The sequence below is a fragment of the Salinicoccus jeotgali genome, from assembly GCF_039538805.1.
In the GTDB taxonomy this organism is placed as follows: Bacteria; Bacillota; Bacilli; order Staphylococcales; family Salinicoccaceae; genus Salinicoccus; species Salinicoccus jeotgali.
The window spans coordinates 1-24116 of the sequence record NZ_BAABCK010000063.1 but is presented as its reverse complement, the minus strand read 5'-3'; the positions used below and the strand labels follow the sequence as shown (position 1 = coordinate 24116).

General features: G+C 43.6%; 21 protein-coding genes. 4 read left to right on the top strand and 17 right to left on the bottom strand.

Annotated elements, in window-relative coordinates; translation table 11 throughout:
- Positions 1–20: 20 nt before the first annotated feature.
- The 5 genes from ABD734_RS09270 to ABD734_RS09250 all read right to left on the bottom strand — a co-directional run bounded on the left by ABD734_RS09270 (position 21) and on the right by ABD734_RS09250 (position 6193).
- A complete protein-coding gene (locus tag ABD734_RS09270) occupies positions 21–1169 on the bottom strand; it encodes a UTP--glucose-1-phosphate uridylyltransferase (RefSeq protein WP_344703631.1) in 1149 nt (382 codons plus the stop codon).
- Between the two features lie 110 nt (positions 1170–1279).
- Positions 1280–3403: a hypothetical protein gene (locus ABD734_RS09265; RefSeq protein ID WP_344703629.1), complete on the bottom strand. Its 2124-nt coding sequence runs from the start codon at positions 3401–3403 to the stop codon at positions 1280–1282.
- On the bottom strand, positions 3403–4815 hold the full coding sequence (locus ABD734_RS09260) for a glycosyltransferase family 2 protein (protein ID WP_344703627.1): 1413 nt from the start codon (positions 4813–4815) through the stop codon (positions 3403–3405). The genes ABD734_RS09265 and ABD734_RS09260 overlap by 1 nt, the downstream gene beginning before the upstream one ends.
- Positions 4802–5713 carry a hypothetical protein gene (locus ABD734_RS09255; RefSeq protein WP_344703625.1) on the bottom strand — a complete coding sequence of 304 codons (912 nt, stop codon included), beginning with the start codon at positions 5711–5713 and terminating at the stop codon, positions 4802–4804. The genes ABD734_RS09260 and ABD734_RS09255 overlap by 14 nt, the downstream gene beginning before the upstream one ends.
- Positions 5714–5788: 75 nt before the next feature.
- Positions 5789–6193 carry a response regulator transcription factor gene (locus tag ABD734_RS09250; RefSeq protein WP_344703623.1) on the bottom strand — a complete coding sequence of 135 codons (405 nt, stop codon included), beginning with the start codon at positions 6191–6193 and terminating at the stop codon, positions 5789–5791.
- A 356-nt stretch (positions 6194–6549) separates the two neighbouring features.
- Between ABD734_RS09250 and ABD734_RS09245 the strand changes: the two genes are divergently transcribed.
- Complete coding sequence (locus ABD734_RS09245; RefSeq protein WP_344703621.1) at positions 6550–7479, top strand: GGDEF domain-containing protein; 930 nt, start codon at positions 6550–6552, stop codon at positions 7477–7479.
- 63 nt (positions 7480–7542) lie between these two features.
- On the opposite strand, the gene ABD734_RS09240 is transcribed toward ABD734_RS09245, so the two are convergent.
- The 10 genes from ABD734_RS09240 to kynU form a co-directional block, all read right to left on the bottom strand.
- Positions 7543–8844: a pyrimidine-nucleoside phosphorylase gene (locus tag ABD734_RS09240; RefSeq protein WP_344703619.1), complete on the bottom strand. Its 1302-nt coding sequence runs from the start codon at positions 8842–8844 to the stop codon at positions 7543–7545.
- Positions 8845–8862: 18 nt separating this feature from the next.
- Entirely contained in the window at positions 8863–9999 is a 1137-nt protein-coding gene (locus ABD734_RS09235; RefSeq protein WP_344703617.1) for a glycosyltransferase family 4 protein, read from the bottom strand.
- 16 nt (positions 10000–10015) lie between these two features.
- The gene (locus ABD734_RS09230) at positions 10016–11164 is read right to left on the bottom strand and encodes an NAD-dependent epimerase/dehydratase family protein (RefSeq protein WP_344703615.1); all 1149 of its coding nucleotides are present in this window, start codon (positions 11162–11164) and stop codon (positions 10016–10018) included.
- Between the two features lie 157 nt (positions 11165–11321).
- A complete protein-coding gene (locus ABD734_RS09225; protein WP_344703613.1) occupies positions 11322–13547 on the bottom strand; it encodes a TRAP transporter permease in 2226 nt (741 codons plus the stop codon).
- On the bottom strand, positions 13537–14064 hold the full coding sequence (locus ABD734_RS09220) for a DUF1850 domain-containing protein (RefSeq protein ID WP_344703611.1): 528 nt from the start codon (positions 14062–14064) through the stop codon (positions 13537–13539). Before ABD734_RS09220 ends, ABD734_RS09225 begins: the two co-directional genes overlap by 11 nt.
- Before the next feature lie 4 nt (positions 14065–14068).
- Positions 14069–15055, bottom strand: coding sequence for a TAXI family TRAP transporter solute-binding subunit (locus ABD734_RS09215; RefSeq protein ID WP_344703609.1), 987 nt, complete (start codon positions 15053–15055; stop codon positions 14069–14071).
- Positions 15056–15182: 127 nt separating this feature from the next.
- Complete coding sequence (locus ABD734_RS09210; RefSeq protein WP_344703607.1) at positions 15183–15503, bottom strand: hypothetical protein; 321 nt, start codon at positions 15501–15503, stop codon at positions 15183–15185.
- 16 nt (positions 15504–15519) lie between these two features.
- Positions 15520–16362: a tryptophan 2,3-dioxygenase gene (locus ABD734_RS09205; RefSeq protein ID WP_344703605.1), complete on the bottom strand. Its 843-nt coding sequence runs from the start codon at positions 16360–16362 to the stop codon at positions 15520–15522.
- Positions 16355–16984: an arylformamidase gene (kynB, locus tag ABD734_RS09200; protein WP_344703603.1), complete on the bottom strand. Its 630-nt coding sequence runs from the start codon at positions 16982–16984 to the stop codon at positions 16355–16357. Before kynB ends, ABD734_RS09205 begins: the two co-directional genes overlap by 8 nt.
- Positions 16984–18249 (bottom strand): kynureninase, encoded by a 1266-nt coding sequence (gene kynU / locus ABD734_RS09195; RefSeq protein ID WP_344703599.1) that lies wholly within the window; start codon positions 18247–18249, stop codon positions 16984–16986. The genes kynB and kynU overlap by 1 nt, the downstream gene beginning before the upstream one ends.
- A gap of 138 nt (positions 18250–18387) precedes the next feature.
- Here kynU and ABD734_RS09190 point away from each other — a divergent pair, with 138 nt between their 5' ends.
- Both ABD734_RS09190 and ABD734_RS09185 read left to right on the top strand, forming a co-directional pair.
- A complete protein-coding gene (locus ABD734_RS09190) occupies positions 18388–19104 on the top strand; it encodes an SDR family NAD(P)-dependent oxidoreductase (RefSeq protein WP_344703595.1) in 717 nt (238 codons plus the stop codon).
- A 21-nt stretch (positions 19105–19125) separates the two neighbouring features.
- Entirely contained in the window at positions 19126–19551 is a 426-nt protein-coding gene (locus ABD734_RS09185) for a hypothetical protein (RefSeq protein WP_344703593.1), read from the top strand.
- Positions 19552–19597: 46 nt separating this feature from the next.
- Here ABD734_RS09185 and ABD734_RS09180 read toward each other — a convergent pair whose 3' ends face one another.
- Together ABD734_RS09180 and malQ are read right to left on the bottom strand one after the other, a co-directional pair.
- A complete protein-coding gene (locus tag ABD734_RS09180) occupies positions 19598–21946 on the bottom strand; it encodes a glycogen/starch/alpha-glucan phosphorylase (protein ID WP_344703591.1) in 2349 nt (782 codons plus the stop codon).
- Positions 21943–23445: a 4-alpha-glucanotransferase gene (malQ, locus tag ABD734_RS09175; RefSeq protein ID WP_344703589.1), complete on the bottom strand. Its 1503-nt coding sequence runs from the start codon at positions 23443–23445 to the stop codon at positions 21943–21945. Before malQ ends, ABD734_RS09180 begins: the two co-directional genes overlap by 4 nt.
- Before the next feature lie 94 nt (positions 23446–23539).
- Here malQ and ABD734_RS09170 point away from each other — a divergent pair, with 94 nt between their 5' ends.
- Positions 23540–23998, top strand: coding sequence for an HAD family hydrolase (locus tag ABD734_RS09170; RefSeq protein WP_344703587.1), 459 nt, complete (start codon positions 23540–23542; stop codon positions 23996–23998).
- Positions 23999–24116: the final 118 nt, after the last annotated feature.

Sequence of the window (24116 nt, the reverse complement as noted above, 5' to 3'; positions counted from 1 at the left end):
ACCTGTATGCTTTAAAAACATTATATCAAGCCTTCATCCATCAAGTCCCGCCTAGCTGTTTCGACACTGTCTTTCCCCATCTTGTTTTTAAGTGGCGAAAATTCACCCTTCCGACCGACTTGTAGTGTCATATGAGTTTTTGCAAACTGGAACGCATCAAAATAAAATTTTTCGAATTTAAGGGCCTCCGCCTTAATGATCTTCAAATCATCATCGAGATGCTCCAATTTTTTCAATGCAAGATGATAGGGCATTTTTACGTCAGCTACCTTTTCAAGAAACTCGATATTGAAAACATGTATACCGATATTCCCATTCCTGAAGTTTTCCTCTTGACCCTCAGGCAATTCAGTATATTCAACTACGCTCTTCTGATCTTCCAGTAGGCACAAACGTCCAACACTTTCACCCGCCACCGGTTCTATCGACTTGGATGTCACTTCATTGTCATTTTGAATATGGAGTCCGACAAGTAGCGGATCCGCCACCTTGACCACTACATTATCAACGTTGTTCATGAATACATGCCTGATACCCAACTCTTTCATATGCTCCAACATACCTGAATCCTTCAGCGCATTGAATATCCCTCCATTGCCGTTTGGGGTCATCAATATATTCTTGTCAGCATCAAGCAGCAGTTCCCCATCTTTTGATAACGCCGGGAAATGTTCCTGTTTAAAGAAATGGATATTGTCTGCGTCCAAATCAAAATGATTGTGCGTGGAGAAGAACTGCTTAGTTTCTTCATGGTTGATGTCGCTCGTCATGATGAACCATGGTACAGACACATTCACTTCTTCCTGGAACGCTTTGAGTTGTTTTGCCTGCAATTCGAATAAGGAATGGCCATCAAATGAGAATGTACCTTTCGGTCCTTTGTGCTCAAGACGGGTCCCTTGACCGCCTGCCATCAGCAGTACACCCACCTGACCGTCCGCCATTGCATCAAGCGTCATTTCATGCAACATATGTTCATCCAGTTCTTCAGGTGTAGTATAAGGAATTTCAGCGATGCTTCTCATATCAACTAGTGTCGGATTTCGGTAGACATCATCAAACACTTCCTTGATTTCATTCATATCAAGTGTTTGGAATTGATGTTCCACTTCTTCCTGTTCATTTCTTTCCAGTTTGTCGTATTGGGGTATCATTGTCTTTATCATCATTATCCTCCACAAATCATTTTCTTAATTATAATGTATATCTATGGAACTGTAAAAATATAAAAAATGATGACGGTAGTCCGCATCCTTAAAATCTAATTCAGTCATCAGATTCAATATTCGTCAAAAGTCTCTTTGAGTATATAGTAGGACGATTTCAACCGTTCCTTCGAATCCGGCATATCCCAGGCCTTCCATTTATACATGGCCTGAAGGGAAAGCATCTTTTCCTGAAGTCGTGGTAGACCATCGATAATCCTATCATCTTCTATCGCCACTACTCCGACCTTTATCCCTTTAATTGTCTGCGAAGCATCAAGCCCTTCTTCTACAATGTTTCCGATGAACTTGTGCTGACTCGGGTCGCGTGCCCCGATCAGCTGCCAAGGCAGGCGTACTTCGACTATACCGTCGCTGCGGTTCCAGTTATAATCTGCCAAAGCATCGTAGGCTTCTGCTTCAGGATTGCCATTCCCTTCCCGCAACTTTCCAGTTTCATGTGATTCAAAAGGCAAAGTCTCCCCTCGATCGGGCAGATGATATTCCTTGTTGAGCGCGAGCTTGATTGTGTTGAATACTCCGGAGTCGACTGAAGGCTTTTCTCCGCCCTCAATCATGTTCAGTGTATGTCCATATTGGAAATTGAAGAAATCATAATAATCATCCACTACAACCCTAGAAGTCCCTTCATTCAGTTTGACGAGAAAATCCACACCCGAATCAGCTTTCAATCCTTGATTGAGGTCGGTGTTCCCTTGCCCCGGCACAACATCCAAAGCAACTTCAATCTGTCCCTTCATTTCTGGAGCGTGCTCAATTTTCAAGTAAAGATAGCGTTCGTCGTGGTCCATAGCCAACGACTGCAGCTGTCCGTCCCCCTTATAAAGAGAGTCGTTGGACCAATCCGAAGGTTTACCATCCACTTTGATCTTATGCGTATCAAAACTCAAGAGCCCAAATTGCTGTTCGTTAGTCTGAGCGTTGGACCAGAATGGACGTCGGTCCGGATCGTCATAATCCATGGTATTCCATGTCCTCTTAAACCATTCATCCTGCCATGTAAAGATCAAACCTCCCATCATATCCGCATGCATGATATCTTCAAAAAGTCGGGCAACGATCTCTCCTTGCTCTTTTTCGGAATGAAAACCCTGGTTCAGGCCGAATGGGTTACGGTGGGTCAGCCCCCTGGAAGCCGGCACACCAAATTCAGCGACAAGTATGAGCAATCGATGTCGCTCTTTCATTTCATCCAGGTAACCGGCGTAATTATTGTACTCACCCCGATGATCTTTAAAATTAACGTATTTCTCATCATAGTTAAGAAAGTCTGGATAATAAGGATAAATGTGGTAGGAGGCATACTGCCCCACATTCTCCATAAGCCCCTTGGTATAAATGACATTTGGATCGACACTGACTTTATCTTCCATATCAGAAGAGTCCGAAGGATGATCTAAAATGTCGGTCGTCACCCAGTTTGTAAAGCTCATTGGACGTGCTGTACCATAATTGCCATTTTCATAACTTGTAATGAAGTCCATCTTCTTAGCAAGCCAATGTTCGAACGGGGACGCCCCATCTGTAGAATAGAATTCACCATCATAGTCGCCAATATCCTGATGTTTTTCATTGGTTCCGATTACAAAAGGCGGGTACCATTCGACTCCCATTACCCAGCCGATCACATACGGTGAAATATCTTTTCTATAGTTCCCAGAGGCCTTGCCTGGTTCTTCTTCGATTTCACCGTTTCCATGGACTGCATCCACAACATTTTTGATGTCCTGATCAAACTCTTCGTTCAATTCGGTCTTATAGGCATCTTTCCCTTCATGCATCTTTTTTTCGTCTGCCCAGAGCCCATGCATGATATATAGTGGCCTATTCTCGTTCTTCTTATTATACCGATGTAACGCATTATAGAAAGCGGGAGGATGCAACGTATATACCCGTATTGTGTTTGCACCCATTTCACCAATCTGTTCAAACCAGCGGGCATACTCCTCTTCTTCAATTGCTGCTTCTCCTGGGAAGTAGCCAGGTTTGGCCATGCCCATATTAACTCCTTTTATGGTGATTTCCTCCCATCCTTCTGGAGTGTTGATTTCGAAACGATCATCTGAGACCCGCGCAGGTTGCATTTCATGCTCCTCCTTCTCCTTATTGAAACTTAAACTGTATGCAACAGTAACTCCAATCACAACCAGCAGAAGTATAACCAGGTATTTTTTCATTACCTTGAATCCCTCCCTAGTCCCTTTCTCTCCATCTGTCCCCACACTTGCTTCTTCCTTATGAAATTTAATAGTCCTTCCATCCTCCATATCAAGGTTAGTGGGCGATACCAAAATGTCTCTGTAAGGGCGAGTAGCACTAGAGAAAGCGTATACCGCGGCCTGGAATAACTATCGGTGCTCCATGCCTCGACGAGCAAAGAAAATATCGAGAATATTGAACCATACAGAATGAATGTCAACATCAGAAGCACTGCCATTTCCGTATATAAAGCATCACCGAATAACGCAATGACGATATATATGTATCCTGTGATTTCAACTATCGCTCCGAATGTTTCGAATAGCCAGAAATAAGGCAGAGCGATTAACCCTATCCGTCCATATTTTGGGTTCAAGGTCATATGTTTATGACGCCATAAACTTTCAATCAGCCCCTGACTCCATCTGCGCCGCTGCCGCCTCAGCACTTTAAATGTTGTCGGGGCCTCGGTCCAGCATACTGGTTCAGGAACAAACTCTATCCTCTCACCAGTTTTTTTCTCTCTCAGCAATTCATGGACCTTGATTACAAGTTCCATATCTTCTCCCATGACCCCAGAGGTGTAGCCGCCTGCTTCTACCACGCGTTGCTTCGAAAATACACTGAATGCACCGGAAATGATGAGCACCATATTGAATCTGCTCAGAAATATGCGCCCCAACATGAATGCTCTCAAGTATTCAATGATCTGCATCTGAATCAAAGGTCGTCTCATAAATTGGCGTTGGACAATTGAGCCTAAATGGATATCGTTGCCGTTTGCAATGCGGACATTCCCTCCTGCTGCGACCACCTCACCATCTGAAGTGATGATTGGCCGCATCACTTTGAGAAGTGAATTTTCATCCAGTATGGAATCACCATCAATGGAACAGAAGTAGGGATATCTAGATAAATTGATCCCCGCATTCAGGGCATCCGCTTTTCCGCCGTTGACTTTACAGATCATAGATATCTTCGGATGGACCCGTGATTGGAAGATGCTCTTGATTGGCTGCGTTTCAAGTGGTTTATCCTTCTCCTTATACACTTTCTGCATATCGAAGGCATCGATAACCACTTGGGCTGTTTCATCGAGCGAACCATCATCAATTATGATGATTTCAGACTCCGGATACCTCAAGTTAATTAAGGAATGGATTGATTCTATGATCCCGGAGGCTTCATTATACGCTGGGACCAGGATCGAGACCGGTTTAGTGAATATGTTCATATTGAATTCCTCTTCCAGAAATTCTGCATCCAGATTTTTCTGCCTGACTAAAGAGCGGTAGGCAGAGAAAATCATGATCATATAAGAGAAGATGAGTAGAGCCATATAAAGAATTATGGCCCACCCCAATACAATACCCGCTTCATTCAACTCCATCTTTATAACCCCCTCCATCAAGCGGTACGGACCAACTTTTCAACTGTGTCTTAAAATGGCCCAGTGATTCTTCAGATGCTTTTTTCACCCATTCATTCGCATCATCCATACCTTTGACTAAGAGAGGTATCATCTCTCTCCCGACAAGGGGTGAGAGTCTCATGATAAGCATGCGTTCCTCCCATGTACCGGAATCTTTAAAGTTCATGTATCTTTCCTTCTGATAGATCATGCCAATTGTTTTAATCGCTTTAAGGACCCTTATCCTTATCTCTGCTTCTTTAGAATCCAAAAGGGATTCGAGCCATATGATTGAATCTTTGGTAGGTATATATGAAGTTCTGGCTATCAAAGAATATCTGGCTGTATCAGACATCTTTCCGAAGTGCTGCCTAAGTATTCCTGTCTGTTCATCATCAAGTTTATTGAATATCTTTTTATATTCGTATTCTGAAAGATCTTTCCTCATGAAAAAGGTTTCTATAAATCTTGTCATGTCAAAAATGGAAAGGTATGTAAAATACAAAAAGTATTCAAAACGTGATAACCGCATGATCTTTCTACGGGTATACAATCCGCTGAAACCTGGCACCCTGAACTGGATGATTTTATTCAATGTATTCACACGTTTTGCCCATATGCCGTGTTTTAACAGACGATGATACTCTGTTGCAAAGTATACAGAGGCAAATGCTTGGATTCTTTTATCTATTTCCTCTGAATGTCCATTATTCAAAAAGATGAAAAATATTTTCTCAACTGCTTCAATCTCATACTTTTTTAAAGGCGTTATCTGTTTCAGTTCATCCCCGTAAAACAGATGATTGAACCAGTGATCGAGATTATTGGTAATATATAATGCCGTTTTTTTGAATCTTTTTTCGTTTTTGCCAACCACGGTATATAAGAAGTAGCGTCATTGAGATGACTAGTGACGAGAACAAACCTATAGTCACAAGCATAATCTGAATCTCTAGTTCCATATTTTCTCCCCTTTATCAAGCAGCCTATTTACTTTTGCTTGAAACACCTTAAGGTTGAAAGGTTTTATGAAATATCCATCTACTCCAGAATTCAGCGCATATACCATCTCTTCTTCGGTATTGGAGCGGGTCATGAAGTAGATGGTGCTTTTAGAATCATCTTTTCGAATCCTTTTGGCAATTTCTGTACCATTTTTTTTAGGGAGCACATCATTGATGATGAATATGCAATAGATGCCTTTATATTCATAGTGTTCGAGAAATTCATGACCATTTTCATAGCCATGTACCAATACGCTTTCGAATGCTTCATAATCTTCCAATGTACGTAAAAGTATTCTTAAGAAGACCGGGTCAGGTTCAACGATGTGAATCTCAACTGGATGTTCGGACATTTCTTCACTTCCTTATTATTATATTTTTAATCATACATTAAATTACAAATGTTATAAATTTTTTAATTCACGTGTCTATCGTTATCATTAATTAAAGATTATTTTACAAATACTATGATAGACTTATGTATATACTGAAAAATTGCATGTGGAGAACGATACTTCAATAGCTGGATTCAATCACTGTGGTCGAGCTTTGAGCTAGGGCGGAGGTATATAAAATGATCATGGATATGTTCATACTTTTTTGTATGTTGATTACTTTCATATACATTTATTTTCAGCTTAAATGGAGGCTATTAAGCTTTTTACGGAAAAAAAGTTCTAAAGCATTATACGGAGGATCTATGAGCGGCATGTTCGCCATTATCCTAAATTATTATGCAGTAGTAGCACATGGTGAAGTTTTTTTCAGCTTAAGCATGGTGGTTCTGGTACTTTCCTTCGTGTTTACGGGAAGAGGTGCATACGCCATCGGCAGCCTTATCTTTATGATATGGATTGGCTTCTCGCCGCTGGCCATACCCACAATCTCACTCCCTGATCTACTGCGTCTGTTCTCTGCCCTCTTCCTACTCGATTTTCTTCTGCAGAACAGACAGAGGTACTTCAAATTGTTTTTATTCACACTTGTGCTCAACCTTGAATATTTGTCTTCTCTTTTATGGACCGGACCGGCCTTCGACAGAACATTGATCAGTTCATTTTATTATCTGTGCCTCTCATTTCTCAGTATAACCGTAGGAGCGTCGGTCATCAATTACATGATCCGTTCTGAAAATCTTTTACAAAAATACGAAATGGAAGCTTCCACTGACGGACTTACCGGAGTCTACAACCGGCGGATCTTTGATGAACAAATGAATAGACTAAGTGGGACGAGAAATGCCGCAATGATCTTGATTGATATTGACCACTTTAAATCCTTCAATGATAATTATGGACACGCTGAAGGTGATAGAATCCTAAAAGCAGTGACTCATGAATTATCCTCCCTCGTCAGTGAAGGACTTATGGCACGTATAGGAGGAGAAGAATTTGCCGTAATACTTAATGATTACACAATGGCGCAAGCTGCACAACTCGCCGAAATCTTCAGATCAGCGATCGAAGATAGTACTTTCACTACACTCGACGGTACAGTAATCAAGGTGACCATATCTCTTGGAGTTGCTGTATATCCGGACCAGGTGGATAGTGTAGAGGAATTGTACCCAAAAGCCGACGAACATCTTTATAAGGCTAAAGCAATGGGACGCAATCAAGTCTGCTGCGACCTCCTTTAGCTGATAAACCCCAATGGCCTCTGATTGAGCAACGCAATCAAAAAAACTCCCTAGAAGGGAGTTTTATCCGGTGATGACTTGTCTTACAAGTTCAATATTCACTTTGTTACTGCCAATTTTATAATCCTTGAGAATTTTGGCTTCAACCTCTGACACATCTTCTGTATTGCTGTGGATGACAGCAAGTGTTTCGCCAACTTCTACAGGATCGCCAACCTTTTTCTTAAGCACAAGGCCTACAGCCAGATCAATAACATCTTCCTTGGTCTGGCGCCCAGCTCCAAGCATTGCCGATGCAATACCGATTTCTTCAGCCCTGATTTCTTCCACGAAGCCACTCTCTTTTGACTTAACCTCATATTGATAATCCGCTTTAGGCAGCCGCGATACATCGTCGACTACAGTCGGATCGCCACCTTGATTCTTCAAGAAGGTTTTAAATTTCTCAAGCGCCTGTCCATCATCAATGACCGCCTGGAGCTTTTCTTTTGCTTCAACCAAGCTTTCTGCAGCTCCCCCAAGGACTGCCATCTGTGCACCGAGTTCCAAGCATAGTCTGGTCAGGTCTTCAGGTCCTTCACCTTTAAGTGTTTCAATGGCCTCTTTGACTTCCAGGGCGTTGCCGATGGCATAACCAAGTGGCTCTGACATGCTTGATATGATCGCCATTGTATTACGGCCTACGTTATTGCCGATTGATACCATTGCTTCCGCAAGTGCGACGGCGTCTTCCTCATGCTTCATGAAGGCGCCATCCCCTGTTTTAACGTCAAGGACGATTGCGTCAGCGCCCGAAGCAATCTTCTTACTCATGATTGAGCTTGCAATCAGGGGAATCGAATTGACTGTCGCCGTGACATCACGTAATGCATAGATTTTTTTATCTGCTGGGGTCAAGTTGCCGGATTGGCCTATGACCGCCACTTTGTCACGATTGACGATGTCTGTGAATTCCTTGTCTGTAATCTCGACGTGGAATCCTTCTACCGCCTCAAGTTTGTCGATTGTTCCGCCTGTATGGCCAAGTCCACGCCCACTCATTTTGGCTACAGGCACATCTAGGGCCGCCACTAGCGGTGCCAGAACGAGTGTCGTGGTATCTCCCACTCCACCTGTCGAATGCTTATCCACTTTAACGCCACTGATTGCTGAAAGATCGATTTCATCTCCGGATTTGACCATTGCCATTGTAAGTTCTGCCCGTTCTGTTTGGGTCATGTCATTAAAGAATACAGCCATCAGTAGGGCGGATGCCTGATAGTCCGGGATATCCCCTTTCGTATAGCCGTCTATAAAGTACTGGATCTCTTCTTTGGTAAGTTCTCCATTATCACGCTTTTTAGCAATTATATCGACCATTCTCATACATATCTTCCTTCCACACTATATAGTTTTATTTCCAACAGAGTGTCGGTCACGCGCCTCCATATAAAAATCTATCAATCTTTGGGAAGTCTTATCCCATGCAAAGTCCAGCGCTTCTTTTCTGGCATTCCTGCGCATCAAGTCAAGATGTTCTGGATCTTCAAGGACAGAAACCGCCTCGAGCATACTTTCAAGATTTTCATTCTCAAACAGCATGCCATTGACACCATGTTCAACTTGTTCATTAGTTGGTCCACTTTCGGCGGCAATGACAGGTAGACCTGAAGCCATCGATTCCAAAATGACAAGCCCAAGGGTTTCAGAAACTGATGGGAAGATAAAAGCATCTCCAGAAGCAAATGCCTTCGACAATTCTTCTCCATGGATGAAGCCGGTAAATACCGTATTTGTACCCTTAAAACGCTTTTCAATCTCTGCCCGTGCTGGACCGTCGCCGACCATAGCTAAGCTTATATCGGTACGCTTCTCAAGTAACGGCACCAATTTATGCAGTTCCTTTTCTATCGCTATCCTGCCGATGAATACTAGCAACTTATTAGATGGCTTTCCTCCGGTCAGCCATTCCCTCATCTTATCATCGCGAAACCGTGGATGCCGATGGTCCACGTCCACTCCACGTGGAATGACATCCAGACGCTTGATGCCTTGGGCATCAAGTTCCCTACGGATGGCCTGTGAGGTGACAAGATTCAAATCCGCATTTTTATGGTTGCGTTTGATATACCACCATAGAAGCGGTTTCGCCGGCTTATACGCTTTATAGAAATCCAGATACTTTGGCAGATGAGTGTGATAGGAGGAGACAAGCGGAATATCAAGTTTCTGTGCAGCCTTCACTGCACTTGTTGCGAGAAGGATTGGATTGACCGCGTGTACTACGTCAGGCTGGAATTTTTTCAATTCATGGTACACTTTACGAGAAGGGACCCCCCATTTACGGTATCTATAAAAAGGGAAAGTGATCGGTTTGATACCGATCACTTTTGCACCTTTATAGTCGTACACACCAAGGTCCGGCGCAATGACCAGAACTTCGTGTCCTTCCCGTATAAAGTAATCTATCGCTTTCGTCAATCTCGTCACTATCCCATCAGTCGATGGTAGAAATGTCTCCGTGACAATTGCTATCTTCATACGGTCTTACCTCTTTCTATTTCCAAGTCACTTGAGGAAGAACATTATCTACAATGATACGGTCCTTATGTTCCATTGCTTCCTGGAGGATTTCTTTAAGGACATTCTGCGTCAGCAGATGTGGCTCAAGACCAAGGTCGATCAGGTTTGTGTTCACTGCATTGTAGTAGTGGTCTTCATTTTCAACACGTGGGTTTTCTATTGATTTTACTGTTGCTTCAACGTTCAACTCTTCTGCTGCTTTTTTAGTCTTCTCAGCAAGTTCTTGAACAGAGAATGACTCTGTGAATTGGTTGAAGACACGGAATTCACCTTGTTCAGCCGGATTTTCCGCAGCAATTTCAACACAACGGACAGTGTCTTGTATATTCAGGAAGGCGCGAGTCTGGCCTCCTGAACCGTAAACGGTGATGTCATGACCAATTGCAGCCTGTACCAAGAACCGGTTTAGGGCTGTACCGAAAACGGCATCGTAGTCAAGACGGTTAGCTAAAGCTGGGTCTTTTTTTGTTTCTTCAGTGTTCAAACCATAGACGATGCCCTGGTTGAGATCAGTTGCACGGATACCCCAGATTTTACAGGCGAACATGATATTATGAGTATCATGAACTTTTGTAAGGTGATAGAAAGACCCAGGTTGTTTAGGGAACGGCAGGGTATCTTTTCTACCTTTATGTTCGATCTCTATGTACCCTTCCTCGATGTCTATGTTCGGCTGTCCATATTCACCCATCGTTCCGAGCTTTATGAGATGGCAATCAGGTTCGAATTCTTTGATTGCATAAAGTACGTTGAGATTACCCAGTACGTTATTTTGCTGAGTATAGACCGCATGCTCACGATCGATCATGGAATACGGTGCTGACCGTTGCTCGGCAAAATGCACAAATGCTTCTGGGCGCTCATTTTTAAAGACCAGAGTCAAGAAATCATAATGGTTAAGATCCCCTTCATACACTTTGATCTCTTTGCCGGTGAGTTCTTTCCATTTATCCACGCGCTCCTGGAGCGAAGCAATTGGTGTTACAGAGTTGGAATGCAGTTCATTATCGATTTTGCGTCTCACCAGATTGTCTACAATCGTCACATCATGGCCCTTCTCAGAAAGGTACAATGCTGTAGGCCACCCGCAGAATCCGTCTCCTCCTGCTACAATAATTCTCATTTAAAAATCCCTCGCTTCAAGTGTTATTTACAATACTCACAGTATACCACTAGTATACAACACTATTATAAAGATGTTTATGGCTTCGGACAAACTTTTAATGACTATTTGATGAAATGCTAAAAAGAAACCAGATCCTGATGGACCCGGTTCCTGATTAAACCGCTTCAGGTGTACGTTGCTGCTTTTTCTTCTTATAATACTGGAAGGCCACGAGTAGGATGAACAGCCCGATTGCTACTCCGTCCGTCATCAGACTGCTCTGTATGAACAACAGTGCAGTAGCGACCGCAACCACTCTCTCTACGATATTGTAACGGGTGAGCATATAGTTTTGGATGAATGACGCAAATGTCGCCATTCCTATCGCAGCGGTTAGGACAGCCCATGCCATTTCAAGTACCGTGGCATCTGTAATCAGCAGTATAGTAGGATTTATCGCAAACATAAACGGCAGAAGAAGTGCCGCAGAATCGTATTTGAAGCCCTGCACGCCTGTACGGATCGGACCGGCGTTCGCAATACCAGCCGTTGCATAGGCAGGCAGGTTTATTGGTGGTGTGTCATCTGCAAGCACACCATAGTACAGGACAAAGAGATGGGCCACAATGATCGGCAAGCCCAAATTGGTGAGCACTGGCGCAATCACTGCCGCAAGTACCACATAAGTCGCTGTAGTCGGCAAACCAAGCCCGAGAAGCAGACATGCAAACACTGTTAATATCAACGCAATATAAATTTGAGTGTTATCGGTGATCATGAAGGTCGGTAGTGAAGATTCAATGGTGTCTGAAAACTCAATGACGATACGTGTGAATTTAGTAGACAAACCGCTTGTCGTGATGACCCCAATCAGAATCCCTGCAGTTGCACACGCTACTATGATGCTCAGCGCATTCCTAGAAGCGGTGTCGAAACCTTCCAACAATTCCTTGGTTCCGTATTCCGACTTCACCTTGTCATGTTTCATCGACCTTTGGAAAATGCCAAATAGAAATGCCACAAGGATTCCACCCAATACCATGGTGAATATCGAGTCTCTCCATCGTATCGTCTGAGTGTTGAAGACTCTTGTTCCAAAAACATCATTCAACGCGACCAGTCCCTGGTTGAGGTATCCAACCAGATACTGCATCGCAAACGTGAGTGCAAGCAATATCGCCGCATAAAGTATCGTTCTTCCCAGACGTTCCTTGAAGCGATAGGTGAAGAGTGCTATGACGATCATCGCTATGATCGTATAGAATGCCGAAGCATTGACCGATGCGCGTTCAATAACGAGATAGTACAGCAGAATCAATATCGGCACTAGCATATAGCCTTGTTTCATAAGTAGTTTCCGTGCTGAGGACATTTCAGAACGTTCCATCCCAGAGATATTATGTTTACCCGCTTCAAAATGGACCATGAACAAAATGCCGACGTAAGCCAATATCGCAGGAATGAATGCACTTTTAATGATTTCATAATAAGGGATCCCCGTGAATTCCACCATGATGAAGGCCGCAGCTCCCATAACAGGCGGCAGGAATTGCCCGCTTGAAGAAGCTGCTACTTCAACACCACCAGCCACATGAGAGGGGAATCCCACCTTCTTCATCAAAGGTATTGTGAATGTGCCTGTAGTAACTGCGTTCGCTGTAGAACTCCCGGAGATACTCCCCATCATGCCACTCGCCACCACGCTGGCTTTAGCAGGCCCCCCCTTATATTTCCCAAAGCCCCTGATAGCCAGATCAATGAACATCTTACCCGCTCCAGTCGATTCAAGTATGGCACCGAACAGGATAAAGATGAAAACAAATTGCGCTGAGGCATAGATTGGCGTGCCGAATATACCATTGCTGCGATACACAATTTCATAGACAAATCGGGAAAAATCCCCTCGGTTGTGATAGAAATCCCCCGGCATGAATTGTCCTAAAAAGAAATAACCCATAAAAATGGCTGCTATTATGACCAGAGGCAACCCGACTACACGACGTGTGGCTTCAATGACTATGAGTACAAAAAGCGCGCCTACCAATAAATCCACTTCAGTGGGGCGAGCTGACATTATAGCTTCAGCCGTCTGCCGGTTGATGAGATATACTCCTATGCCTAAAGTCAAAACCGCAAGGCACAAATCGTACCAAGGTATTGTTTTCTGATTTAACCCTTTTTTTATCGGGAAGATCAAAAACGCAAGGATGACCCCCAATATAAGGTGGATGACCAAGAAAGTTCTGGACCCGATACCAGGCAGTCCAAACCCAGCTACATAGAGGTGGAAGAATGCCAGGGATAGGGCCACGAAACTGACTAATCGGCCCATCTTCTTCCCAAGTTCCCTGTCACTCCCTTCCAGTTCCTGGATCAATTTCTTCTGTTCTTTATCTTCCATCGATTTCACCTCTCTTAAAGAAGGCACGGGTGACATTGACCTCCAGATTTCTACCTTTGAATGGCGGTTCAGAAATGAGTATGTCATCCTCTCCTATCATAATATGATGAGGAAATACAGAGGATGGGCGTATTCTCAAAGCCCCACCATGGACAGGCCTGTTGATTTCACTGATGATGAACTTGCCATCTTTGAGTTCCATCACGTCCCCCTCATAGGGCATTCCGGCTCCAAATGATTCCGTGTGGCTTTCCATCGTATATATATCCGTACCGCGCACTTCAAAAATTTCCTTTACAGGCGAGCGTTCGACTGAATGTATGTATTCAACAGAGAAACGTTCCCCGTCATCAATTCGGGTGCTGTATAGAACCTCACCTGTTTCCATGTCAGAGATTGAAATATGAAAAGGCGTTGTTATATAAAGAATGACGAGTAGTGCTACTGTTGAAATTACGATAAGGGTGAAAAAGACATTGCGGCGACGCAATGTCTTTTTATCATTACTACTTACCATTCAATTACTGCTCATCATAATATTTTTTAGCACCTGGATGAAGATCGATCGGCATACCATCCTGTGCAGTGTCGAGCGTCACTTCTTCACCACGGACATGGGCATTGCTCAGATCATCGAGATTTTCAAAAAGTGCCTTCGTCATTTCATACATCTGTTCTTCTGGAATATCATTGGAGGCAATTACCATGGCCTGTACGGCTACCGTAGTCGCTGTACTGTCGAAGTTTTCATAAGCATCTTCAGGAATATCCTGTTGTGTATAATAGGAATATTCTTCTGTCAATGAATCAATTGCATCCTGATCGAAACTGACCAATTTCACATCTGCGCTGGCACTCAACTCCTGAATCGCACCAGTTGGAGTTCCGGCTGTAACGAATGCTGCATCGACATTGCCGTCTTGAAGATTCGTCGAGGCATCAGCGAAATCAAGATACTGTGCATCCAGATCGGATTCGCTCAAGCCATGGGCTTCAAGGACCTGTTTTGCGTTGGCTTCAGTTCCTGATCCGACGTCCCCAATCGCTACACGTTTACCTTCCAAATCCGATACAGATTCAATGCCTGAGTCAGCAATTGTAACTAACTGAATCGTTTCAGGATAAAGCGTGAGTACCCCACTGTAATTTTCAAGAGGCTCTTCAAACATGTTCGTTCCCTCTACTCCGTAGTATGCAATATCATTCTGGACAAGTGCAAGCTGTGCTTCACCGTTATTCAACTGCTCCGTATTGGAAACGGAAGCACCTGATGAAACACCAGTAGCTGATACATCTTCCAATTGGGAATCAATGATATCAGCCATCGCTACACCGATCGGGAAGTATACCCCTGCTTCTCCCCCAGTCAACACAGTGACATTTTCAACCTGTCCATCTCCTGAAGAATCGCCTTCATCTGAGCTGGAGTCCCCGCCTTCTCCGCCACAGGCAGCTAAGGCAAAAGATAGGGAAATCATCAATACAAGCAACCATGAAAATTTCTTCATAATCCCAATCCCCTTTGTATTTTTTATCTTACTTACTATATATTGTAACATAATAGCGTTTACATTGGCTTTATTTTTTAGAATATTCTATTTTATCAGCATAAAAAAAAGACCCCTCAGGAGCCTTTTATTTCGGAGTCGTCGTCCATACCTTGCTGTTTTTATGCCGTTTGGTATGTGCATAAATATTTTCGCCTGCATAATCTTCATTAGTATAGACGGTAATATCAAAGTACTTTCCATCTTCCGAGAACGGTTCTTCCAGATAGACGTCCTTCAAGTGTTCATATAAATGCTTCATTCCTTCCATCTTAAGACCCGGATACTCCCGTAGGACACGTTTCTGCAATCGTGCACCCGACCCGGCCACTTCCTGCACAACGATCACAAACGTCTCATCTTCTTTTATCACATCATCAAATATATTGGTCTGCCCAAAATCACGCATTACATGCACTCCTTTCCTATAGTTCAGTCCGCAGTTCCCAAAGTTCTTCGAAGAAATAATCATCTATGACGCGTTTCAGATAGTTCACACCAGAACTCCCTCCGGTGCCTTTCTTGAACCCGATGATCCTCTCGACAGTCTTCATATGCCTAAACCGCCATTGACTGTACAGGTCTTCTACATCAACCAGTTTTTCGAGCATTTCATACAGCTCAAAATAATCTTCAGTATTGAGGTATATCTGCTTGAAGGCCTCTTTGACGGAAGGGTCAGGTACATATTTCTCCATTACATCACGTTCGAGGACTTTCTTGTCTATATTGAAGCCTGCTCTGTCCACAGCACGTATAGCCTCATCATAGATGCTCGGTGTCATGATCTGTTTTTTTAATTTCGCATGGATGATGGGATCTTTTTCATAAATTTTTAATGCATGTGTCGTCTTGTAGCCGAGACTGAATTCCATCATGCGGTTTTGATAGGACTGGAATCCGGAGGCATTACCAAGGGCATCCCTGAATTTCAAGTAGTCGCTCGGCGTCATTGTTGAAAGTACATCCCATGCAGCAATGATCTGACGTTGTATATTCGTCACCCGCGCAAGTTTTTTGAATGATTCCCTGAAATTATCCGCCATGATATCTTTAATGGCTGAATTCATTTCATGGATGATGAGTTTCATCCACAATTCGGTCACTTGGTGAATGATGATGAACAATGTCTCGTCGTGCTCTTCACTCATAGTATCCTGAGCAAACAATATCTGCTCCAGGTTGAGATATTCGCTGTAAGTCATATCTTTTGTAAAATCAGTCTTCACTTCTTCTCCGTCCAGTGTATGATCCTGATAATCAGTCATTTAAATCCCCCTTATACTGCAGCGCAGCACGCACCGGTGAACCATCCGCCCCTTTAATCTTCAATGGCAATGCAACGAATTCATAATAGCCTGGAGCGATATCGTCCAGCACTGCATTTTCAAGAATCATGATGTCCCTCTCATGGAGTAGATGATGAATATCAAGGGTTTTAGAGTCAATCGCATCTACTGAAGTGACATCTGTCCCGAACAGTTTGATTCCTTGAGCAGCCATATATTCCACTGCCCTTTTTTCAAGCACAGGTATACTTTCCGGAAAAACTGTAGTGTCGGATTTTCTTTTAGTTTTTATAAGCAGTATATCCCCTCGGATATCAAACTGCCTGATTGCCTCAAGACCCAGTTCTTTGGAGTTCTCTATTTCTATTACCGTCGCCTCTCCGATATACCGGTTGATATCCAGCTGATCGACGGTATCGCCGTCTTCCTTGAAATGGAAAGGCGCATCAATATGAGTACCGATATGGGTGCTTGTTGTGATTTTACCGATATTCACGGAACCACTCTCCGCCTTGGTAACAGTACGTTCATAGCTAAAAGGCGTGTCTTCGGGCCAATGTGCGATATCCGCTTCAAGCATCTGGGTAATATCCATCCACATCAGGCAATCACTCCCCGCTTATTCTCAAACTTCTTGTATAGCCGTCCATCCATAATTTCCTTTAGTATCTTTATCGTATTATAGACATCTTCAAATGAGTTATAGAGTGCAACAGGTGCAATCCTAACGTAGCTTGGGGCTCTGAAATCGGGGATGACTCCTTTAGATTTCAATGCTGCATTGATACCTGCTGCATCAGGATGGCCAATGAGGATATGTCCCCCTCTTGCATCATGGTCTTTTGGAGTGACGATTTCAATTTCACCTTCTTCGAACACATCTTCAATCATTGCAATCATGAAATCCGTCAATTCGAGGGATTTTTCGCGGACGGATGCAATTCCTGCCTCTTCGAATATTTCAAGCGAGCCAAGAAGCGGGGCCATGGAGAAGATGTGTGGGGTTCCGACTTGGTATTGGCTGATATCCAAGGCAGGATCAAACTTATGGGACATATCAAACTGGGTTTCTTTATTGTTGCCGAACCATCCCCTCAAAGAAACTTTATGGGGATGATGCTTCTCATTCACATACAGCCCTGCAACAGAGCCGGGGCCGCCGTTCAAATGTTTGTATGTGCACCATACAGCAAAATCAACTCCCCATTCTTTCAAATCATGGGGTATCGCACCGATGGAATGGCATAGATCAAATCCAACAATGATGCCATTTTTCCGAGCGTGTTCTGTTATTCGTTCCATTTCCAGAATTTGACCGCTTCTATATAATACAGACGGTAGGATAACAAGCGCGATACTCTCATCCATCATATTTATGATGGTATCTGTTGATAACGTATGGCCATTCTCCGATGGCACCTCAACCATCCCGTTGGGATAACCTGAATCGTCCAGAATTGCCTGCACTGCATAGATATCAGAAGGAAAGTTCAATTCATCCACCAGAATTTTATGCCTTTCCTCTGTTGGTTTATAAAGCGTCCTTACCGTCTGATGGATGTTCATTGTAGTTGAATTCGTCGCCAGCACTTCGTGATGTTCGGCTCCGATGAGATCAGCCATCATTTCCCCAATACGTTCGCTCATATAGAACCATGGCCGCTCCCCTTCGGTCCATCCATCGATGCCATGGCGTTTCCAATCTTCCATGACCGAGAGCAGGCTTTCCTCAGCTGCCTTGCTCATCAGCCCTAGGGAGTTGCCGTCCATATAATAACTGCCTGAGCCGATGTAGAATTGTGATCTGAATTTCGCCAATGAATCATTTGAATCTTTACTGTGTGCTACTTTCAACCATTCTTCCATAATATGCCTCCTTATTATAAATGTAAGCCTTTTCTCCATTATACAGCGAAATCTCCACAATTAAAGTCTCATCCATGTCTGTTCTCCCCCTCTTTGTTATAATGACGTTACAGTAACGAACAAGAAGGAGAATTGTATATGCAGGATATTACAGGTAAGTATGCAGTCATTACCGGCGGCACACGCGGCATTGGCTTGGCAACGGCCCATGCTTTGGCCGAAGAAGGTGTAAACGTAGCAATAATCGGAAGGAACGCCGATACTCTGGCAGATGCCGCCGATTCGCTCAGAAAACATGGTGTACAGATTGTGGCCTTGAACGGAGATGTTTCAAGCAATGAGGATGTAACACGCATGTTGAACGAAGTGAAAGACGCATTCGCACGAATTGATATACTCATCAATAATGCCGGAATCATGAATCACATGCCATTCCTCGAGAGCTCGCAGGATGATTTAAGTGAAATGATGGGCGTCAACGTATACGGCATCTACAATATGATGCATAGCATCCTTCCAATGATGCAAGAACAGGGAATTGGAGACGTCATCAATATCTCTTCCATGTCTGGCCTGAAGGCCTCGCCAAACAGTTCACTCTATTCTGCTACTAAATATGCAGTCATAGGTATGACTGAAGGAGTGATGCAGGAAATGCGCAGACATAATATACGCGTTTCCTATTTGACCCCCTCAGCTGTCCTGACTGATCTAATAGGTGAGTCTAATTTGGAAGAAGAATCTATGACTCATCCAGAAGATATTGCAGACATCATCGTCAGCCAACTCAAACTGAATCCGAGAACTTTCATCAAAACAAGTCAAATGTGGGCGACTAATCCCATCCAAAAATAATGAATGATAAGGAGTGACGACATGGCAGGACCTGCCCTGAAGCAATTGCATGCACATAGAGCCATCCACGATGCAAGTCTAGGAGGTGCAGAGGATCACGTAGCCGATATGAAAATTATGCTGAATAAAATGGAACATAAGGAACTTGCTGAAGAAATGCAATCGTTCATCGAATTTGTTGAACAGCGTATATTGACACATGCCGACAGCGAAGAGGAAGAATCAGGGCTATATGAAGAAACTGTACGCAATAATCCCGGTATGCATGACAAGATCCAACATCTTACCCGGGATCACGATCTGATGCGGATCATGATCGATAAGATGAAGGAAGAGCTTGCCAAAGATGAAGTCGATTTCCAAAAGCTTGTAGATTACTCTGTTTCAATCGTCATTGTAGATGAAATCCATTCACGCGATGAAGAAGCATTCCTACTGGCCGAATAGTAAAAAGAAATGCCCAGCCGATTACGGCTGGGCATTTCTTATGCAGTCATCCTTTATTGACGAGCCATATTTCTTTTGCGTACTCTTCAAGCGTCCGGTCGGATGAAAATTTACCAGCGTTCGCCATATTGATGAATCCTTTCCTGTAAAACATCTTCGGGTCTTTAAAATCACTTTCTATCTGATCCTGCGCCTCACGATAGCTCGCAAAATCTTCCAGCACGAAGTACTGATCTTCATGAATGAGGCTGTCATATAAATCTTGGAACATACCAGTGTTATTATCATTGAAAGTGCCATCAACAAGAGACTCGACAACGTCTTTCAATCCCTCTGTCTTCTTAAGAGCCTTTTGGGGGTCATATTTACCACGTTTTTCTACAACTTCTTCAACTTCCATTCCAAAGATGTAATTGTTCTCTCGACCCGCTTCTTCTACGATTTCCACGTTCGCACCATCCATCGTACCGACTGTCACCGCTCCATTCAGCATGAATTTCATATTACCTGTTCCAGAAGCTTCCTTCCCTGCCAGGGAAATCTGTTCTGAGACATCGGCTGCTGGGAACAGTTTCTCCGCATAGGAGACACCATAGTTTTCCACGAACACGACCTTGATGATATTGTTGACCTCCGGATCTTTATTCACCCTATTTGCAAGCTCATTGATGAATTTGATGATTGATTTTGCAGCATAATAGCCGGGAGCCGCCTTCGCTCCAAAGATGAAGCTCCTCTTGGTCCAATCGGCATCAGGGTCTGCTTTGATGCGGTTATACAAGTCTGCTATATAGAATGCCATCATAAGCTGACGCTTATATTCGTGCAGTCGTTTTATCTGGATGTCGAAGATGGAATCGGGGTCGATATCGACTTCCTCGTGGAAGCGTATATAATCGGCAAGTTCCACTTTCTTTTCTTTCTTGATATCTATGAAGCGCTCCAATACTTCCTCTTCTTCAAATCTTCCTTCAATACCCTTCAACTTCATCAAATCAGTGATCCAATCTTTTGAACCAATCAGATCGGTGATCATTTCACTTAGTTGAGGATTCGATTGCAATAGCCATCTCCTTTGAGTGATGCCGTTAGTCTTATTGAGTATGCGGTCAGGAAAAATATCATGCCACGCTTTGATGACATCCGTTTTCAACAGTTCGGTGTGGATGGCAGCTACACCGTTGACAGCACTAGTTGCATAGATGGACATAAAAGCCATATGAATCGAGTTGTTTTGGATGATCAGGTATTTATGCCAATCTGACTCATCTACATTCCACTCTTTTAGTTCGCCGATCAGACGTGCATTGATTTGTTCAATATAAGGGTAGAGATTCGGCACTGCCGAGATGAACAAATCCTTTTCCCAAACTTCCAGTGCTTCTGCCAGTAGCGTATGGTTCGTATACGCCATCGATTTTTGCGTGATATCGAAAGCTTTTTCGAACTCCACACCTTCATTTTCAAGCAGTCGAATTAACTCAGGTATCGCCATGGCTGGATGGGTGTCGTTCAACTGTATGGAATGCATCTTGGAGAAATCATCATAATTCTTATGACCTTCCGCCTTATACTTCTCCATAAGATCCTGTAAAGAGGCAGATGTGAAGAAATACTGCTGCCTCAATCTGAGACGTTTACCTTCATATGTCGAGTCATTGGGGTAGAGGATACGCGAAATCGTTTCTGCTTCGTTCTGGGCACGGACAGATTCGATATACTTGCCCTCGTCGAATGCATTAAAATCGAATTTATTGATGGCTTCCGCTTTCCATAGACGTAGCGTATTGATTGTCTCCCCACCATACCCTACAATCGGCATATCATAAGGGACCGCTTCTACTTTGTCCTCTTCACTGAATTCAACAACCCTCGTGTCATTGCTGTTCTTTATAAGCCACGGATTGTCATGTTCAAGCCACGGATCCGCTTCCTCCACTTGAAAACCATTAACAAAGTTTTGCTTGAATATGCCATATTGGTAAAGGATTCCATAACCCGATAAAGGATAGTCAAGGGTTGCCCCTGAGTCGAGGAAACAAGCAGCCAGACGACCCAATCCTCCGTTTCCAAGACCTGCATCATCCTCAGCTTCCTCGAGGGCATTATAGTCGACTCCCATCTCTGCAAGTGTACGTTTGACCTCATCTTCCATACCTAAATTGACAAGATTATTACTGAGTGCGCGCCCCATCAGGAACTCTGCAGACAGGTAGTAGGCCTGTTTCTTCTTTTTGAATTTATTTTTTGATTCTATCCACCTTGGCACAAGCTGTTCCATGACTGCATTGCCAACCACGATGAACTGTTCTTTTTCATTCAATTCATAGAAGGATTGTCCATGGCTCTCATACGCTTGCCCTTCGATTCTTTCTTTAAGTTTTAATGATGTCATAGCGACCTCCCGTATCGTTCGTTTATATTTTTTAGATAGTCTTTATGTGCTTTGGTGAGCGACCCCGGTGTCAGACGCCATTCCCAATTGCCTCCAATTGTGGATGGGACATTAAACCGCGCAGCATCGCCCAAACCCAGAAGATCCTGCACAGGTATTATTGCAAGATTCGAACTGGATGCAAAAACACCTCGGATGCATCCGTTTACGTGCCCCTCTGCCTCAGTCAGGTTCAAATATGCTTGGACTTTATTGAAAGTATCACTATCCGCGCTGGCGAGCCATCCCTTTGTGGTCTGTGTATCATGGTTACCTGTATAGGCAATTGTGTGCCTTGTATAGTTATGAGGAAGATATTCCGATTCTTTGCCTCCGAAACCAAATTGAAGCACTTTCATTCCTGGATAGCCGGTCGAGGCAATAAGTTCATAGACTTCCTCGGTAAGGAATCCAAGATCTTCGGCCAGTATATCCTTCTCACCTAATTTTTCACGTATGGCTTCAAAGAGAGGCAGTCCAGGACCTTTCACCCATCTCCCATTTTCAGCTGTTTCGTCCTGGGCCGGCACTTCCCAATATGCTTCAAACCCTCTGAAATGATCAATCCGCACAGTGTCATATAATTCGAAACTTTCTTCGACACGTCTGATCCACCAATGGTAACCTTCTTCCTTCATCTTCTTCCAGTCGTAGATAGGGTTCCCCCACAGCTGTCCGGTATCACTCATCATATCGGGTGGTACTCCTGCCACCACACTTGGATGCAAGTTTTCATCAAGCTTATAGAGGTCTGGTCGTGACCATACATCGACACTATCTGCAGCCACATAAATAGGTATGTCCCCAATGATCTTTATACCTTTCCCATTGGCATACTCCTTAAGGTCATGCCAATGTTCAAAGAAGAGATATTGGGTGAATACCCAAAACATTATTTCCGCTTCATGCCTCCCATAGAAGTGCTGTAGCGTCTTCTCATCCCGTAGGCGGTAGTGTTCAGGCCATTCCGTCCAAGCTGCATTATCATGGGTCCGTTTGATCGCCATAAACAGAGCGAAATCCGGCAGCCAATCTGAATGGCGCTCCATCATGGATTCCAATTCACTTTTCACATCCGGATACGCACGTTGAAATGCTGTATCCAACAACGCCATTTTACCCTTATATAATTTTGCGTAATCGACTGTGTCGTCATCTTCACCCAGATCCGTCTTCGTGATTTCAGATTTCCTCAGCCAACCGGATTCAACGATCCTATCCAAGTCGATAAAATAAGGGTTGCCGGCAAAGGCGGAAAAACTTTGATAGGGCGAGTCCCCATAACTTGTAATGCCAAGCGGCAGTATCTGCCAGTACTGGGTTCTCGAAGCGCTGAGAAAATCTACAAATTGGTATGCATTTTCCCCAAAATCACCAATTCCGTATTTCCCGGGTAATGCAGATATATGAAGCAATATTCCACTGGAGCGCTCTTCCATATGCATCCTCCTTTTGTGCAAACGTTTGCAATTTCACTTAAGTATACCATATGCATTTACATTAAAATAACTTTATAATTGATGATGTTACCACACATTATAAGGAGGCTAAAACTTGAAGGATTATAAAACACTACTATTCGATTTGGACGATACACTATTGGACTTTGGTCACGCTGAACATACCGCTCTGAAGAAGGTTCTTGAATATCATGGGGTCACGAGCACCCCACGGCACTTTAGCGTGTACAAGGAAATAAACAGAAAGCATTGGGAGATGCTTGAAAAAGATCTGATCTCAAAAGAAGATGTCTTGAAGTTGCGCCACGAGCGTTTCTTCTCCACCCTTGGCTTTGAAGTCGATGGTCATGAAGTCGATAATCTGTATCGCAGCAATATCACCGAGTACGGCACCCGGCTGTTCGACGGAACCCTGGATCTCCTTCATAGTTTGTCACGTTATCATGATCTGTATATCATCACTAATGGCGTCAAGGAGACTCAGGAGGTCCGACTTTTCAAATCAGGTTTGCAGCCTTATTTTTTAAATGTTTTCATCAGTGAGGTGATCTGAACCCTACCAAGTTGACAGATGAAATAATATAAATGTTTCCCGCCTGAGAATGGAGATTCTCAGGCGTTTTTCTATGCCGCCAATGCCCTGAATTCCAGCGGACTCAATCCCTTGAATT